The 17,737-nt window shown below is 43.8% G+C and carries 10 protein-coding genes; 7 read left to right on the top strand and 3 right to left on the bottom strand.

The window, feature by feature from the left end:
- Positions 1-298: 298 nt before the first annotated feature.
- The 7 genes from FHS68_RS22715 (at position 299) to FHS68_RS22685 (ending at position 8,898) form a co-directional block, all read left to right on the top strand.
- Complete coding sequence (locus FHS68_RS22715) at positions 299-1,003, top strand: DUF488 domain-containing protein (RefSeq protein WP_229212042.1); 705 nt, start codon at positions 299-301, stop codon at positions 1,001-1,003.
- 1 nt (position 1,004) lies between these two features.
- On the top strand, positions 1,005-1,829 hold the full coding sequence (locus FHS68_RS22710) for a DUF8758 domain-containing protein (RefSeq protein WP_167275361.1): 825 nt from the start codon (positions 1,005-1,007) through the stop codon (positions 1,827-1,829).
- Positions 1,830-1,920: 91 nt separating this feature from the next.
- Positions 1,921-3,057 carry a hypothetical protein gene (locus FHS68_RS22705; protein WP_167275358.1) on the top strand — a complete coding sequence of 379 codons (1,137 nt, stop codon included), beginning with the start codon at positions 1,921-1,923 and terminating at the stop codon, positions 3,055-3,057.
- A 97-nt stretch (positions 3,058-3,154) separates the two neighbouring features.
- Positions 3,155-4,366, top strand: a complete 1,212-nt coding sequence (locus FHS68_RS22700; protein ID WP_167275356.1) for a serine hydrolase domain-containing protein — start codon at positions 3,155-3,157, stop codon at positions 4,364-4,366.
- Positions 4,367-4,427: 61 nt separating this feature from the next.
- Positions 4,428-6,389, top strand: a complete 1,962-nt coding sequence (nuoL, locus tag FHS68_RS22695; RefSeq protein WP_167275354.1) for an NADH-quinone oxidoreductase subunit L — start codon at positions 4,428-4,430, stop codon at positions 6,387-6,389.
- A 29-nt stretch (positions 6,390-6,418) separates the two neighbouring features.
- Complete coding sequence (locus FHS68_RS22690) at positions 6,419-8,086, top strand: complex I subunit 4 family protein (protein WP_167275352.1); 1,668 nt, start codon at positions 6,419-6,421, stop codon at positions 8,084-8,086.
- Positions 8,087-8,265: 179 nt separating this feature from the next.
- Positions 8,266-8,898 carry a response regulator gene (locus FHS68_RS22685; protein ID WP_167275349.1) on the top strand — a complete coding sequence of 211 codons (633 nt, stop codon included), beginning with the start codon at positions 8,266-8,268 and terminating at the stop codon, positions 8,896-8,898.
- Here the strand turns inward: FHS68_RS22685 and FHS68_RS22680 are convergent.
- From FHS68_RS22680 to FHS68_RS22670, 3 genes are all read right to left on the bottom strand, one after another.
- Positions 8,895-11,981, bottom strand: coding sequence for a sensor histidine kinase (locus FHS68_RS22680; protein ID WP_167275347.1), 3,087 nt, complete (start codon positions 11,979-11,981; stop codon positions 8,895-8,897). The genes FHS68_RS22685 and FHS68_RS22680 overlap by 4 nt on opposite strands.
- A gap of 145 nt (positions 11,982-12,126) precedes the next feature.
- Entirely contained in the window at positions 12,127-14,832 is a 2,706-nt protein-coding gene (locus tag FHS68_RS22675; protein ID WP_167275345.1) for a zinc-dependent metalloprotease, read from the bottom strand.
- A 456-nt stretch (positions 14,833-15,288) separates the two neighbouring features.
- Positions 15,289-17,733, bottom strand: coding sequence for a zinc-dependent metalloprotease (locus FHS68_RS22670; RefSeq protein WP_167275332.1), 2,445 nt, complete (start codon positions 17,731-17,733; stop codon positions 15,289-15,291).
- Positions 17,734-17,737: the final 4 nt, after the last annotated feature.

Below are 17,737 nucleotides of genomic sequence, written 5' to 3'. Positions count from 1 at the left end.
GCAGATTTTGTGAGGAGAAATGCAAATTGGGGTAGGGGGAGATTTGGAAGCCGGATATGGTTAGTTCATCCATTTGCACACCGAAACGACTTTGTGACTATTTATCTACCTTTACAGCATGTTCTACAGACGAAAAATCATATTGGCCTTACTGCAAGCTTTTGAGGGGCATTTGCCCAAAATATCCCTGCAGAAGCTGCTTTTCCTTTTTACCGAGAGGCAATCAAAGCGCGATTATGACTTTGTTCCCTACAAATACGGGTGTTACTCCTTTTCCGCTAATGCCGACCTAGTGGCTATGGTTGGACACGGTCAATTATCGGAAGACCAGGCAAGCTATACTAAAATTGGATCCGAGAATTACGTTAAGCTGCTGAATGAGAAGGATAAGAAAATCTTAATTGATATTAAGAACTCATATAGCAAGCTAACGACAAATTCACTGATTAGACTGACCTATTTAAACTATCAATATTATTCAATCAACAGTGTCAAAGCGAAGGAAATTCTCACTGATGAACAGTATCAGAGTGTTTTAAAGGCAAAACCTGTTAATGATAAGACGATTTTGTATACCATTGGATATGAGGGGATATCTTTGGAGGAATACCTTAATCGACTTATAAAGAATGACGTAAAGGTGTTGGTTGATGTTAGAAATAATCCATTGAGCATGAAGTTTGGGTTTTCTAAAAAGCAATTAAAAGCTTTTTGCGAGAATTTAGGGATTGATTACGTGCATATTCCCGAAGTCGGAATCCAATCTGACCAAAGACAAGAACTTAATACTCAGAAAGACTACGACAATCTGTTTGAAATTTACAAAAAACAGAATTTGCAAAAGACAATAAGCCAGCAACAGGAAATTCTCCGATTATTGAAGGAAAAGAAGCGAATTGCACTAACTTGTTTTGAATCAAACATTTGCCAGTGCCACAGAAAACATTTAGCAGAAGCAATTATCAATTTACCCGAATGGAGCTTTGAATTAAAACACATCTAGAATGGCACTAACGAAGGTTTTGATCGCGGTCAAAACTTATCCCACACTATCAAATAAATATGATGAATTGGTCTGCACTGCGGGTTTTCTAGAAGATGGAAGCTGGATCAGAATTTATCCGATACCATTTCGAAAGCTTGAATATGACAAGCAATACAGTAAATATGACTGGATTGAGATTGATCTAGAAAAAAATAACTCGGATTTCCGATTAGAAAGTTACAAGCCGAAATCGATTGATGCTGCATTCAATATTGTAGGTAATATTGAATCCGAGAATGGTACCTGGCGGTTAAGAAAAGAGATTGTGCTTAGGAATGTTCATACGAATATGACGACACTGATCGCAAAGGCAAAAGACAATAAGCAGTACACTTCTCTGGCTGTCTTTAAACCCAAGATAATTCTGGATTTTAAAATTGAGAAAGTTGAAAGAGACTGGGACAAGAAGAAATTGGACATATTAAAAGCCAATGCGAGCCAGTTAAATCTCTTCAAAAACTCAGACAACCCTATCGAGGTGGTTCCAAAGCTTCCGTACAAATTTTCATATAAATTCACCAGCGATGATGATATTGAAAGAACAATGATGATCGAAGATTGGGAAATCGGGATGTTGTATTGGAATTGTTTGAAACGTCATGAGGGTAACGAATCAAAAGCGTGTGATGATGTCAAAAGGAAATACTTTGATGACTTCGCCAAGACAAAGGATCTATATTTGTTTTTGGGCACCACCCGAGAGTTTCATATGATGGCACCCAACCCATTTGTCATCATTGGAACATTTCATCCAATGAAAACCAAACAGTTGAGTTTGTTTTAGTCCCACCAGTCAAAAAACATCTTTCTAAACCCCGTTACCTTTTCAACAGCTTACCGTATTACATAAAGTAGATACCGTAAACTGTCACAACATGAAAAGGAAACACACGTACCAGCCAAGCGGCACCGCGATGACAATCATCATGGTGCTGTTTTTTGTTTTTAGAACCTCCGCTCAGGAAAATTTTCAGATTAAATGGACCATGGACGAAGTATTGACAGGCGTTTCAAGTCACGCCAATTTTTCGCCAAATGATGCCGCATTATTAGGTGGATCAAATGCATATGCTTTAAATGGTGGTTATGGCTATGGAGGCGCCATTGTTGCAGCCTACGTGGTTCGGCCCTGGCCTACCTTTTTTTCCTCGGGCCGCTATGTGGAGTTTTCTTTTACCGCCAATTCATTCAAATACAACATTTCCTCCATTTCATTTAGATTAAGGCGCTCACCGGACGGTCCTCCGCAGGTAAGGGTCCGATCTGCAATGAATAATTTTGCTTCTGACCTGAGTACGCATACGCTTACAAATCCAAGCCAATTTTATTCGTATTCAATCCCGACTAGTTTTAATAACCTGACAGCGAATACTTTTTCCATCAGAATTTATGGAAATGGCCCGACGACTATTTATGGAACACTCTGGTTCGACGAAATCATCATCAACGGCCAGGTCCTTGCCATCATTCTTCCCATTGATTTAACTTATTTCAAAGCCGAGTCGGAAGAGAAAAAAGTGAAACTTTCGTGGGAGACGGCCTTGGAGAAGAATAGTAAGGAGTTCATTGTGGAGCGGAGTGCGGATCTCAAAGACTTTGAATCGATTGGAAAGTTGAACGCAGCAGGTGATGCGACTGGTCGTTTGCAATATGAATTTGTTGATGAAAATCCCTTTGCTGGCGTCAATTATTACCGACTGCGCATGGTGGATCGGGATGGTAGTTTCTCATTTTCCAAAACGCTGGACGTTATCAGGGAGGAAGAAGCATTGTATCTTCAGGTGATACCTAATCCGGCTTCTCCTGAAAAAATTACAATTATGGGAAAAGATATCGAAACAGATTTTCTGATGCTCACCAACTATGCCGGAGTCGCAATTCCCTTCCTTGCTGAGCCTATTCGGGCAAATTTTATTAATTTATATCCGGAACACGCGCTTCATTCCGGCTTATATTTCCTAACTTATCAGAGAAATAGGCGGAAAGAACATGTTAAAATACTAGTTCCATAAGCGTTTCCGGGTTTAATTTGTAGATAGTAAATATAAAAAGCAACGGCATTCCGTCGTTAGCATACCAACGTTCTGAAAAATTAAAGGCCAAAAGCCTATGTTGAAAAAAGTGCAACCGAAAGTGTGGTGGATGGCATTGTCCGCCCTGATTGTCCTGTTGGTTTCCTGGGGTTTAGTAAGAAAAAGCAAGTCGGAGACCGAATCAATCATGGTCAATGGCAAGGTGATTTCAAAGCTTGACCCTGTGTCCGTTACGGAACCTAGTGCCGAAATGCTTCTGAAAATCTCCAAAATCGAGGAGATTTTTCAAAGGAAAAAGCGGGCTGGATTTAATGGTAATGTGATGGTCGTTCAAAAAGGTCAGCTGCTTTATCAGAACTCTTTTGGCTATGCACATATCAAAGAAAAGGATTCGCTAAACAGTTCTTCGAGATTCCAGCTGGCTTCGCTTTCCAAGCCTTTTACCGCAGTCGCCGTTCTAAAATTGATTCAGGAAGGCCGGGTTAATCTGGACGATTCGGTACAAAGGTTTTTTCCCGAATTCCCCTATCATGGCGTCAAAATCGATATGCTGCTAAGCCACCGCAGCGGATTGCCCAATTACATTTATTCATTTGATGATAGCGTCCGGCATGGTCGCAAATATCCTGACAACATGGATATTATGGATTGGTATGCCAAAGTCGTTCCTACGCCAACGCCTTATAACCGCCCGGGACGGTCATTTAACTATTGTAATACCAACTATTGCGTACTGGCGGCGATTGTTGAAAAGGTCACCGGTGCTTCATTCGGGACATTCCTCAATGATCAGATCTTCGCCCCGCTGGGAATGCTTAACACTTTTCTGGTAACAGATACTTCGTCAGCGGCGACAGTCGGCAGGACAGTAGGGCATCAGTATGGACGGAGGCTCGAAAAGGATTATTACGATGATGTGGTCGGCGATAAAGGCCTTTATTCAACGACGGGGGACATCTATCGTTTTTATAATGGCCTGACAAAAGGATTGTTGCTGGATAAAAAACTGCTCGACGAGGCTTTCAAGCCAAGGAGTTTTGAGCGGTCAGGAATTCGTAATTACGGCTATGGATTCCGGATGCACACGAAGGAAGATAATACGCCAAGATTTATTTACCACGGAGGCTGGTGGAAAGGGTACAACACCATGCTTTGGGTTTGCCCCGAAGATGAAGCGGTCATCATTGTTTTAGGTAACTCCTATAACCGGTCGACCTACGATCTCAAAGAGTTGCTGCAAGTAATCCACGGGACTGCCAAGATCGAGGATATCGAGAAAGAGATCTAGCTTTGTTTGAATTCGGCTCTGAATTCAGGATATTTGCCGAACAATCGTATTCCAGCACCTCATGCCCGATTCCGCATATGTATTACCTGCTTATCTGCTGCTGGGCCTGCCGTTTTTAGGATTTTTAGTACTTTGGCTTGCTGGAAAAAGCCTGAACAAATTTGCCGGATGGATTGGGGTATTTCTCACAGCTATCGGCCTCATTGTCAGTCTCAAATACGCTGATCCCTCCACATTACACCTTGTAAAGTTCGATTGGCTTACGATAGGTAACACCGCTATCTCACTTTCATTTCGCTTTGATACCCTTACCTGCGTGATGCTCGCGGTGGTGCATTTTGTGGCTTTGCTGGTCCAATTGTACTCGACAGCTTACATGCACGACGATCCAAACCTGCATCGTTACTTTGCATTCATCCAGCTTTTCCTTTTTTCAATGATTGGGATTGTGCTGGCAGAGAGCTTGTTGTTGATGTATATATTCTGGGAACTGGTTGGTTTATCATCATACCTGCTCATTGGATTCTGGTATTTCAAACCAAGGGCTGTCTGGGCTGCGCAAAAGGCATTTGTGCTGAACCGCATCGGTGACGCCGCGTTCCTCACCGGAATTTTAATGCTATTTTACTATACAGGTTCTACCGACTTTGAAGTACTTTCTTTAAAAATCGAATCTGTCAGTCCTGGAATATTAACTGCGATTGGGTTGTGTCTTTTTGGCGGTTGTATGGGAAAATCGGCGCAATGGCCATTGTCGGGATGGTTACCTGATGCCATGGAAGGCCCAACGCCTGTTTCAGCATTGATTCACGCCGCTACCATGGTCGCAGCCGGGATTTTTCTTTTGGCAAGAATTTCATTTTTGCTAACCATCGACGCCAGGCTGGTTATCCTCATTATTGGGACTATCACAATGCTTTCGGGCGCATTCAAAGCCATGAAAGCCTGGGATATTAAACGGGTACTGGCTTACTCCACCATGTCGCAATTGGGTCTGATGGTCGTGGCGGTTGGTTTTGGAAGCTGGCAGACGGCCTTGTTTCATTTGGTAACGCACGCATTTTTCAAAGCAGGATTGTTTCTCTCCGCTGGTTCCGTTATTCATGCGGTAACGCCTTCACAATCAGAAGCTCCATTTGATCCCCAGGATATGCGGACGATGGGCGGGTTGCGGACCAAGCTTCCGATAACATTTATATGTTTTTCGATTTGTGCCGGTGCATTGGCTGGATTACCGTTTTTCTCGGGGTTTCTTTCCAAAGACGCGATCATTACCGAGGGATTTTTATGGGCTGCTGAATTTGGAGTATTGGGATACGTCTTTCCGATCATTGTCATTTTCTCCGCTGGTCTTACTGCCTATTACATGAGCCGACAGCTTTGGCTGGTGTTTTTTGGTGAAAAAAGATTTGAAGTTTCTCCGTCCGTTCACCCGCATGAATCACCGATAGCGATGCTGCTGCCCATAATCCTGCTGTCAGTACTTTCCTTATTCTTCTGGTTTTCGGTAAATCCATTTAATGCGGAAGGCTGGTTTTTGACATTCATTGGTCAAAGTGAAGACGCACATTTGGCTTGGGTCCCAATAGTAGCAACGGTAACAACTTTGGTATTCATATTACTGGCTTACAGACAGATGCAGACCAATGATCCTTTCGATACAAAAGCCTCATCTGTTTCAATTTCAACTCCCGAAAAACAAAAATTAACCTGGTTGCGAGACTATTCCCAGGAGCACTATTTCATTATTCCTTTTGTATTTATTACCAAGTATTTAAAGTTATTTGAAAAGAAAGTCATTGACGGTTTCATCGATTTGCTTGCAAAAGGCAGCGTCATATTTGCACATCTGATCGGCTGGATTGACAAAACATTTGTAGACGGCGGCGTTAACCTGACTGTTTTTGCAATACGCTCCGCCGGCCAGGCCGCCCGCAGCATGCAAAGCGGAAAAATTCAATCCTATTACATTGTGACGGCAATGGGCATATTTTTACTGATCCTATGGTTGCTAATGCTTTGAAACAGCGGCCGCATTTAACTTAATATTTAATGATTGAACATATACTTTCCTTGCTGATTGCCATACCATTGCTGGGTGCGTTGGCCGTAGCCGCTTGGCCGTCACAACGGACTGAAAATTTCAGGATCATTGCCCTTACCGCATTGGTATTGGAGTTTTTGCTGGCAGTCTTCCTTTATACCACATTCGACCAGCAGAATCCGAACCTTCAATTAAGCGAGGTTTCCGACTGGATTACATTGCCGATCGGTACGCTCGGGGTTGTTTCCATTGATTATGCCCTTGCTGTGGATGGAATTAGCCTTCCGTTGGTGCTGCTGGCAGTTGTTGTGCTGTTTGTCGGCGTTATCAGTTCCTGGAATATTGCTCAAAAAACGCGGGGTTACTTTGCATTGTACCTGCTTTTGACAGGAAGCGTTGTCGGCTGTTTTCTCGCACAGGACTTTTTTCTATTCTATCTGTTCTTTGAATTTATGCTGCTGCCCATGTACTTTCTGATCGGCCTTTGGGGCGGGCCAAGAAGGGAATACGCGGCGCTTAAATTTTTCATATACACATTCTTCGGGTCGCTGTTGATCCTGATCGTGATGATCGGCCTTTATTTGTCGGTGATAGATCCGCTGGAAACAGCCCGGGCGGTTGGTATTTTGGGTATGGACGACGCTGTGCATCCGGAACTGATTTCCCAGATACAACAATGGCTTATCGACGGAAAGATTGCCCCTGAACAGATTGTACATACATTCCGTTTTGCCTACCTCGCTGATCCGGGCAATTACATTCCGGGTTCCCTTTTGAGCATTGCATCTGAATATTTTATTGCAGATACACCCATCCGTTTGCTGGCATTTTGGTTTTTGTTTATCGGCTTTGCAGTGAAATTGCCGGTTGTCCCAGTGCATACCTGGCTGCCCGATGCCCACGTGGAGGCCCCAACGCCCATTTCAGTCGTCCTTGCGGGTATTCTTTTGAAAATAGGGGGTTACGGTTTTATCCGGATTGTATTTGGCTTTTTCCCAATTGAAGCCCAATACAGCATTATCCCACTGGCAGTGCTTGGTATGATTTCCATTATTTATGGAGGTTTTAATGCGCTGGGACAGAGTGATTTGAAGAAAATGATCGCTTACTCTTCCGTTTCCCACATGGGTTTTGTTTTGCTGGGAATCGCAGCATTTACGGCCGAGGGTATTAACGGCGCGGTTTATCAGATGGTCAGCCACGGAATCCTTTCCGCAATGTTGTTCCTGCTAACCGGCGTTATTTACGACCGCACACATGACCGCAGGATTGACCATTATCGCGGCCTGATCGGGGTGATGCCAAATTTTACAATTATTACGGGGATTGCCTTCTTCGCCTCACTAGGCCTTCCTGGTTTTTCCGGATTTGTGGGCGAGCTATTCACTTTAATGGGTGCTTTCCAATCCAATGCATTACCAGTCTGGATCCCGGCCGTCTCCACATTAGGGATCGTTTTGGCGGCTGCTTACTTCCTTTGGACCTATCAACGCATGTTCTTTGGCTCTTTCTGGTTCAGAAATAAAGATTTACAGGTTTTAAACGACCTCACGCTTCGGGAAAAAGGGATGTTACTTCCATTGGTCTTCCTCACTATTTTATTGGGAATCCTGCCTGGGGTTCTCTTCAATATCACAGGCCCCACAGTGAAGGCCTGGCTGGAAGGATTGAAGTAGAAGCTCGCCTTGCAGTCTGGTGGCCATGTAGAATAATTACAAGGATGCTGTTGGTAAAAGGAAATTAAATATCTTTATTTTTCAATACCTCCACGATAGATACATTGGCAGCAATCTGCCTGTGATGGCATTGCTGCTATCTTGATGTACCAGATCAACACATACTGCTCAGCTTCCTAATGAAATCTCTTAAAGTACTTATTGCCGAAGATCACAAAGTAGTGACCATGGGAACCATTCAAATTCTTCATGATGCTTTTAGTGACATTAATACCGCATCTGCTACCGATATGTTGGAAGTTCTTGGTGCATTAAACGATGAGACTTACGACCTGCTCATCCTTGACATCAATATTCCGGGCGGGGATAGGCCTGCCATGATCGGGGAAATCCGACTGGTCCAGCCTGATATTAAAATCCTGATTTTTTCGGGGTATGATGAGTTCCTCTACGCCTATCCTTACCTGCAGGCTGGGGCAGACGGCTATCTTTCTAAAAATTCAGCTGAGAAAGAGTTTAAAGTGGCTATTGACCGCCTGATGAGCAATGTAAAATACATCAGCGAAGCCATGCAGCAGCAAATTATCAATAATCTTATTGGGGCGACAAAACGTGCGGAAGAAGGTCTTAAAGTGTTGACCGAAAGGGAAATGGCGATTTTACATCTGCTATTAAAAGGAAAGAAGGCCGCGGAAATCGGGAAAGAATATTCATTGACAGTCTCAACGGTGAGCAGCCACAAGCTAAATATTTACAGAAAACTGGGCGTGTCAAACCTTGCCGAGTTAATAGAGTATGTCAGGGCGCATTAACCCTCCGGGAAAATAATATGGACAGAGGTTCCTGACGAAGTCCCGGATGAAGTCCCGGATGGTTCATTCTTTTCTGCCCATATTTTTAAGTGAATAATAGCCGCAAGTTCTGTGACTAGGGTAAGGCCCATTCCGCTGCTTTGAGGGATTTTTGGCTTTTCAGATGCTGGCTGAATGTCACGCGCAGGGTCATTTATCCACTTCATAATTTCGGGATTCATCCCTGTTCCATTGTCCGTGACAATCAAATGCAATCTGCCGTCAATGGTTGAATTGCTCACTCTGATCGTGCCATTTTTAGTTGCTTTGGTAGCGTTATCGAGCAGGTTATAAACAATAACTGATACAATTAATAGATGGCTTTTGACGGTTGCATCCTGAAAAACTTCATTAATCAGTTCAGTCCCCTTTTCGTTTGCAATGGAAGAGAAAATGTTGAGTTTTTCCTCTACGATCTCGTGTAAATACAGTGTTTCCGTCTCGGCCCTATCCCTGGTCAGCCACGATTTGATGAGGTTCAGTAAATTGTTGGTCAAATGAAGCAGCCGTTCCGAAAACTGCCAGTTTGCTTTGCTGATATCGACCATGTTAGCGTCCGTTTGCGTGCCTTCAAGGAGTTTGGAAAGTAGCTTGCCCGACCTGGTAAGGAATATTAACGGCGTACGAATATCATGGCTGATGGAGCCGATGAGCCGTTCGTACAAGAACATCTGCGTAAGTAAATCATTTTGAGAAGCCTGTAAAGTTTCCAGCGTCATCTGAAGGCTGAGCGTCCGGTCATTAATGCGTGTTTCCAGCAATTTGTTTCGGTTGAGGAGAATGCGTGTGTAGAAAAAGACGCCCAAACAAACGAGGGCCACCGTGATCGCCCGAACCCACCATGTTTCGAACCAGGCCGGGAGAACTTTCAGTTGAAGTGTTTTTGAAGAATACCTGTTAATGCCAAAACCATCCAATTTTCGGACCCGCAATGTATGTTGGCCTGATCGGAGATTGGATACCTGGATTACGCCATCGTCACTGACCGGGAACCAGATCAAGCGGTCAGAGTCTTCATTGAGTGAGTATTGAAGTTGCACATTTTTCTTGTTGCCATAATAAGGCGTCGCAACATGAATGGTCAGCAATGCAAAATCATTTCCTAATTCAATTTTTTCTGATACCGCCAGACTGATATTATTCACCTCTATGTTATCAATAAATATTTCACTGTCAGGGGTTTCTGTGGAGAAATTTTTTGGTTTGAAAAATATCAGCCCATTCATGGAAGGAAGCGAAATGGTACTGTCCTCCAATTGAACGGCGCAGGGCTGGCAACCACCATTGAATTCATTGCTATGAAAACCGTTTTCCCTGCTGAAATAGGCAAAGTAAATGTCATTAGTCTTATTAGACGCATAAGCCAGCAGATCCTGTTTCGCAACCTGGAACAGCCCTTTATTAGTTGTGATCCAGAAGTAGCCCTTTTCGTCTTCGGTGATGCAATGGGATGCAGCCAGATATTGGTCACGGTCGAGTGGAAAATGGATGAGTTTGCCGTTTTCAAGGAGAAAAAATCCATCTTCATAAGTCGTTACCCAAATTTTATCAAATGGTTTCGGGCAGTAAATGCTTCTGACATACTTATTTGCCAGACCAGGGATGTGTGTTCGTTTATGGGTTGTCAGATTGAGCCGGGAAAGGCCGTTAGCAGATCCAATCAACAATTCATCATCGGATGTTTGTGCCAGGTAAGATATGTTCCCGATTTTTTGATCCACAGTTTCAAAACTGCCTGTTGTATCATTTTTTCGTATTCGGATCAGCCCATGGTCCCGAATGGCAGCATATATCCAGCCACCTCTTCCTTCCAGCAGGTTCGTCAATTCATAATGTATTTTCCATTGTCCGACTACTTTAAACTGGCTGTCCATTTTAAACAAGATACCATTCTGCTCCCTCCATATGTAGCCAACTGAGTCGGTCATGAGTGTATATTTTGTTGCCGTGGCCTCCATGACCCGGTTTGCAATGGCATTTTTCCTGTCATCCATCCCCAGGACAAATCCCTGGGTAGTTAAAACACTTCGTTTCGCAAAGGGCGTCTGTGCATAATAAACTTCGTCACTATTTTTCCTGTTACTCCCATTTAATGCCCTGAACTGCTTTTTTGAGAACCTGAAAAGCCCGTTGTTCTTGCTTCCCATCCATAGCGTTTCAGTCTGTTCGTCAAAAAGGATTGAAATGATCGCATTGGCTTCAAAATCAAAATCCTTCAATAGCAATTTTGTGTCAAGGGCGCCATTTACATTTTTGGTCACGACATACAGCGATCTGTTGAGCCTGATGCAGACGTTTTGAGGAGCATTGATATTCCAGAGGATTTTAAGAGGGCTTTTTGCGCCAACCCATCGTGCATGCCTGGTCAGATCACCTGTAAATTGAACAGGATTTACTTTTCCATTTGCGAAGTGAAGCAACTTACCAGCGTCATCGCGGTAATAAGTCTCGTTTTGTAGGACGAAGAGGCCCCAAAAGTCGGCAATTGCTGCGGGATATGTTCGTATAATACTTTTCGAGTAATAAGAAACCATCCTGTCATGGAAAAATTGATCAGATCTGCGCTTCCCCAAAGGAATTTTAACGGATTTGACGACCTTGTTTAAATCGAGATAATTTCTATCGGTATCCCAAAGGCCTAGCGACCAGTAGCTTGAATCCCCATTCGTTTTCTGCTTTTTAAATTCAGCCGTACGGTTAGGGGCCGGGAGTACAGTCCCTTTTTGGATGAGAAAAAAATCTTCTTCCGCGTTGCTGGCATACAGATTTCCATCATCCCAGCCATTGGATAAAAATCCAAAACGATTGGAAGAGGTTGCCAGATTGCTTTTAGTAAAATATCTGAAAAGCCGACCGTCAAAACGAACCAGTCCATCTTCAGTTGTAAACCATAGAAATCCGTCTTCGTCCTTTGCTATGCTTTTTATGCTGTTCTGTGGCAGCCCGTTTTCATCTGTATAATGTTGCAGGCTGTAATCAGATGCACCATCGCCCTGGCCCCATACGGGATAACTGGCCAACAGTAAGAAAATCAGCAATTTCATTCGTTCTTATTTTTCCTGAATGTAATCCGTTTTGGGACTAAAAATCAAAACCCCGGGAAATTTCCCGAGGTTGACAGTTTTACTCAACAATTATTTAAAGTCATTTTTGATCACACAAATGTGCGTATAGCAGTTAATGCGATTATTACAGTTTCACGAATTTCAAATTCTCGGTAAAATTCGCTCCCTGGATCACAATGTGATAAAGTCCCGAAGCAAGGGATGACGCGTCAAGCTCATAGCCATTGGTATAGCTGGCACTTGCCGGAAGCGAAAGCACAACCTTGCCGCTCTGGTTGGCAACCTGGATGCTGAAAGCCTGATTCTTATGCATGTCCGGATTGAATTTCAGCTTGCCGCTGGTCGGGTTTGGATATATCGAAAGGACATCTGACGAACTGATCACTGCCAGGTTCCGGATCTGGGAGTATTCAAATTTGCCGTCATAATCCAGCTGCTTCAAGCGGAAGTAATAATTTCCTCCGGCCAGGTCATTGATGGAGTAATGGTATTGCTGCGTGATTTTCGAATCACCGTTACCATCCACAAACCCCACCTTCACAAAATTCCTGGCATCCGGGCTCATTTCAATGTCGAAACCTTTATTATTTGTTTCTTCGGAAGTTTCCCAGGTAAGTGACGCATTGTTCTTTCCTTTCAACTCTACATTGAAAGCGGCAAGTGTAACTGGAAGTGCAGTAGTGATACCAAAGTTCACATTGGAAATGTCAAAGAAGATGTTGGGTGTATTCGCCATAACCCTTCCTCCAATAAGAGGCAGGTCTGCATTGCTGCTGCTGGCAGCGACCTTGATCCTGGCCTTGATTGTATTCACATCTAATGGAAGGATGACCGCTGCAAGTCCAGTGTTTGGGGTAGCCGATAGCAATGTTCTTGGAAAAGTCAGCCCACCGTCTGTCGAGAGCAAAATATCCACCAGCTGGCAATTGATCCCAGCAGGGTTATTGGTATTATTCACACTCCATGTAACCGCCTGCGGTGAACCTGCCAGGTGACTACCTGTTAACCCGCCGCCTGGCCCATCGTTGTTGATCAGAAAGGGGCCGGAACCTCCGTCCACAGTAACCGTGGTAGAAGCAAAACTTACGCCACCACCAGCTGGGTTGTTATCGCGAGCGGTAAGGTTGTAATGAAGCGTTGTACCAATAGAAGGAAGTTTATCAGCTCTGGCTGTATTAGAACCGTCCAGAATTCCACTTAAAATTGGAAATGTCCTGGTATTACCGGTGGGTGAAACGCCGTAAGTTCTGGAAAAAGGGGGCTTACTCGTATCGAGAAGTGTATTTGCATCGGGTGGGTTTAGTTCATCACCTCCCGTGTCAGTTCCATCCCAAGTATAGGTGATTGCATCTCCCTGACCATCTGTAGCGCTGCCAGTAAGTACAAATGGGGTTGACTTTGGAATGGTATGGCCCGGAATCGGCGCAATTACAGGAGGGGTGTTACTGATAGGAGTAACCACAACACCTGCGGGATACGGGAAAATGGTATTCATATACGTGATCGCTTCCTGATAACTTGTGCTGTGATATTGCAGCAGCAACTGAGTCGCAGGTACCGGATAATTGAGTACGAAGTAATCATCACCCAAATTTGGGACACCGCCGGCAAAGCAAATCATCGAGTAGCTCATAATTGTAATTCCAGCACCTGGTTCAACCGAAGTAGCGGGATTACGTGAATCACAAACCGGAATACTACTATTATAGGAATGGTTCATCCCAAACTGATGGCCAACTTCGTGGAAAAATATTTTATCATAAAAAGCCTGCACGTAAGAGTCGAGATCACCTTCCAGTGTAACGCCCCTGGCTTTAAATGTGTTATTACAAAGGCCCTGATAGGCAAGCCCAGCACCTGATGTTCCAGGAAGGGTGCTAAAAACGTGGCCGATGTCATAGTTTGCTGATGATAGCGCAGCATCGGTAATTACTTGATTTTTGTCAATGATGGCAAGTTGTGAGAGCGGCAGATGGGTGATTGGGTCTGCAAATGGGTCAGTGTTTACATCCGTAAACATCAGGCTGGTACCACTTACAATCGTGAACCCTACCGAAAGCTCAACACGCATAAAGGCATTTATCCGATTTACATACTCGGCAGCTGCTACGAAAGCACTTGAAGCTGTTCCGCCATGTGCCGTCACAAATTTGCTGTCCGCGGATAAACTCATCCGGAAAGTTGTCAAAGCAGTCCCAGTTGATGGAATATCGTCTATGGCTGCCTGGCGCTGCGAAGGCCGAGGCTTTGTATCTTTTGGCAATTCGATGTAATCCTTTCCGCCAGACCCCCCCCCGGCCTTTAATCCGGAACTTTTCGGGCTCACCGCGTCTTTTGAGAAATAGTTAAAATAAGTTTCGTTTGCTGCCCCAGGTAGTCGTTCAAAATAAACAGCGCTTCCGTCACCTAAAAGAATAATGGCATTAAACCCTCCCGAGGTAAGGCTGAGCCGAATGACCGAATTTTTATTGACAGTTCCTTTTCCAGTATAAGTTTTGATATCCGGATTCTCTGCTGCAATCTTAGGTGAAAGAATTGGTGATTCAAGGATTTGGAAAGTTTCAACCTGACCGTCCGGCATTGGAATTTCTAATGCCAAAGGAACGGCTGTTTCACTCTTAAATTCCAATGGTGCCTGCAATAAATAACTGCGAAGATCGCTCGTTCTGAGATTATAGACAGAGTACTTCTCAATTTTTTTCATTTTAGTCAAGTCCATTTTGGCATTTTTGACTGGCTTAAAAAATCCTTTTTGTCCGTAAGAGCTTAGCGCGTGGACACTTAGTATCGTCACCATGACAATACTTCTGAAGTAAAGTTTGAATTGCATACAATAGAGTTGTTGAATAATAGAAAAATTTAAACTAGAGAAAAGGCGGTTATTAGCACAGATGTTGGCTGTGATTTAAGAGAACATGAATATGCCAAGCGACACACGTGTACAGACGTCTTAACTGTCAATCGTTATGGAGAGAGTATCCAAATATGGCCACTTTCCTGAATAAATGCTAGTCGTTTCGTAATATTTTAACCTCTAAAAGCAATAAAAGTCAATAAGGTTAGTTGCCAGTAACTTGGTTTGTAGAACTTGTACAACTGATTCTAAGGCCGCAAACGCAAATTGCTATACGTTACCTGGATTGTAGCTAGGGGTTGGTGATAAATTGGCTATTGATGAAAAAATCAAAACCCCGGGAAAATTCCCGGGGCTGACATGTTTACTCAACGTTATTATTGTCTGCTAATGATTCACACCATGTGTGTGTATAACGCCAATCCGGTTCAGTTATAGCTTCACGAATTTCAGGTTCTCTGTAAAATTCACTCCCTTGATCACAATATGATAAAGCCCCGATGCAAGCGATGAAGCATCAAGCTCATATCCACTTGAATAATTGGTACTTGCAGGAAGCGATAATACAACCTTGCCGCTTTGATTGGCCACCTGAATGCTGAAAGACTGGTTCTTATGCATGTTCGGGTTGAATTTCAGCTTGCCGCTGGTCGGGTTGGGATATACAGCAAGAATATCTGACGAACTGATGACTTCCAAAGTCCGGATCTGGGAATATTCGAATTTACCATCATAATCCAGCTGCTTCAAACGGAAGTAATAGTGCCCTCCCGCCAGGTCATTGATGGAATACTGGTATTCATATGAGATCTGAGAATCACCATTTCCATCCACAAAACCGACTTTAACAAAATTTCTCGCATCCGGGCTCATTTCAATGTCGAAACCTTTATTATTTGTTTCCTCGGTAGTTTCCCAGGTAAGTGAGGCATTGTTCTTGCCTTTCAGTTCCACATTGAAGCTTGCAAGTGTAACGGGAAGTGCCGTAGTGATACCAAAGTTCACATTGGAAATGTCAAAGAAGATGTTGGGTGTATTCGCCATAACCCTTCCTCCAATAAGAGGCAGGTCTGCGTCGCTGCTGCTGGCAGCGACCTTGATCCTGGCCTTGATTGTATTCACATCTAATGGAAAGATGACCGCTGCAAGTCCAGTGTTTGGGGTAGCCGATAGCAATGTTCTTGGAAAAGTTAAACCGCCGTCTGTCGAAAGGAGGATATCCACCAGCTGGCAATTGATCCCGGCAGGGTTATTGGTATTATTCACACTCCAGGTAACCACCTGAGGTGAACCAGCCAAATGACTTCCTGTTAATCCGCCACCTGGCCCGTCATTGTTGACCAGGAACGGGCCAGCGGTTCCGTCAATAGTAATCAAAACGGAATCAATTGCTGTTCTCCCACCAGCTGCATTGTTATCTCTTACAGTAAGGGTATGCTTCGTAACAAAAGCTACCGAGGGAAGTTTATCGCCATGGACAATATTTTTATTATTTAGAATGCCGTCCAGTGCGGGATAAATTCTGGTAGGTGATGTCGCAGCTGGATACGATCTGAAAAAAGGAGGCTTTGTAGGATCATCTATTACAGTTAAATCAGGATCTTCGACAAGACCAACGTCTTTTCCTTCCCAGGAATAGGTTAAGTTATCTCCATTTCCGTCTGTTGCACTTCCGGTAAGCGAAAAAGGCGTTGATTTAGGAATTGTCTGCGCTGCTGGCATTGTAATTACCGGCGCTGCAGTATTAGTAGTAATGGTCATGGTTCCGCAGCTAATGGTACTAAGGAAATCCTTAGCCTGTTTCAAATTCACTGAGTGGAAGTTCAGGAATAGCCCCCCCTGTGTTGTAGGAAAATAGTCTTCCGTATCACAAATAAATCCGTAACTCATCAGCGTAGCTCCTGATCCCGGCTCGACGGAAGTAGTTTGTCTTCTTGTTGTACAAGGGCCGAAATTACTATTATAGCTGTGAGACATCTGGAACTGATGCCCCGTTTCATGGAAAAGTACCTGATCCGTAAATAGTTGTGAATAAAAAGCCAGGTCACCCTCCTTTGTAACGCCTTGCCCTTTGCTAAATTCATCACAAACTGCAGGTGTAGAGGCGATTCCACCAGCGCTGCTACCCAGAGGTTCCTCTCCAAAAACATGGCCTACATCGTAATTATCGGCGCCCATGAAGATTGGATTATCTAAAACCGCTTGGTTTTGATCTAGCATCAATCCGTCGTTTTCATTGGTATACGGATCGGTCGCAGCATTATCAAATACGACTCTTTCATCGCTCACCAAAGTAAAGTCGACAGCAAGCTCATTTCTGAAAACGGCTTTCATCCTGTTTGCATAGGCAACCAGTACAGCGTATACCTTTGCTTTTGTTTTCGGTAATGAAGTTACCTGCCTGTCATAAAATTCACCGTTCGAAGCAAAAGCAAGTCGGAACTCATATAAATCCCCATCAGCCAAAGTTCTGTTTGCAGCGCCCTGTTTCTGTCCCTTCTTTATAATCATGTCTTCATCTTTTACCCCACATCTTATGCTTTCTTTGCCTTTTAATGAAGGCGCATCCTTTGCAAAATAATTGAAGTAAGCTTCTGAACTTGACCCAGGTAGCTTTTCGTAGTAGACATCACCCTCTTCGGTATTCAGGATAATTGCATTAAAGCCTTCGGAAGTCAGACTGATGCGGATCACAGCTTTTTTGTCAACTGTTCCGTTTCCGGTGTATGTCTTTATATCCGGATGTTTTGCAGCTATTTGTGGTGCAAGTATTGGAGATTCATAGAGATTGAAGATTTCAATCTCTCCATTAGGCAAGGGTACTTCCAGAGTCAGCGGCTTGCTTGTTTTGCTTTTAAATTCCAGCGGAGCCTGCAAAAGA

It is taken from the genome of Dyadobacter arcticus (genome assembly GCF_011762185.1).
GTDB lineage: Bacteria > Bacteroidota > Bacteroidia > Cytophagales > Spirosomataceae > Dyadobacter > Dyadobacter arcticus.
The sequence above is the reverse complement of the archived record's forward strand: the minus strand, read 5'-3'. Positions and strand labels throughout refer to the sequence as shown.

What these genes read in the sequence shown, in the direction of transcription:
- FHS68_RS22715 (WP_229212042.1), top strand. Translation starts at nt 299, where the DNA reads ATGGTTGGACACGGTCAATTATCGGAAGACCAGGCAAGCTATACTAAA.
- FHS68_RS22710 (WP_167275361.1), top strand. Translation starts at nt 1,005, where the DNA reads ATGGCACTAACGAAGGTTTTGATCGCGGTCAAAACTTATCCCACACTA.
- FHS68_RS22705 (WP_167275358.1), top strand. Translation starts at nt 1,921, where the DNA reads ATGAAAAGGAAACACACGTACCAGCCAAGCGGCACCGCGATGACAATC.
- FHS68_RS22700 (WP_167275356.1), top strand. Translation starts at nt 3,155, where the DNA reads ATGTTGAAAAAAGTGCAACCGAAAGTGTGGTGGATGGCATTGTCCGCC.
- nuoL (WP_167275354.1), top strand. Translation starts at nt 4,428, where the DNA reads ATGCCCGATTCCGCATATGTATTACCTGCTTATCTGCTGCTGGGCCTG.
- FHS68_RS22690 (WP_167275352.1), top strand. Translation starts at nt 6,419, where the DNA reads ATGATTGAACATATACTTTCCTTGCTGATTGCCATACCATTGCTGGGT.
- FHS68_RS22685 (WP_167275349.1), top strand. Translation starts at nt 8,266, where the DNA reads ATGAAATCTCTTAAAGTACTTATTGCCGAAGATCACAAAGTAGTGACC.
- FHS68_RS22680 (WP_167275347.1), bottom strand. Translation starts at nt 11,981, where the DNA reads ATGAAATTGCTGATTTTCTTACTGTTGGCCAGTTATCCCGTATGGGGC.
- FHS68_RS22675 (WP_167275345.1), bottom strand. Translation starts at nt 14,832, where the DNA reads ATGCAATTCAAACTTTACTTCAGAAGTATTGTCATGGTGACGATACTA.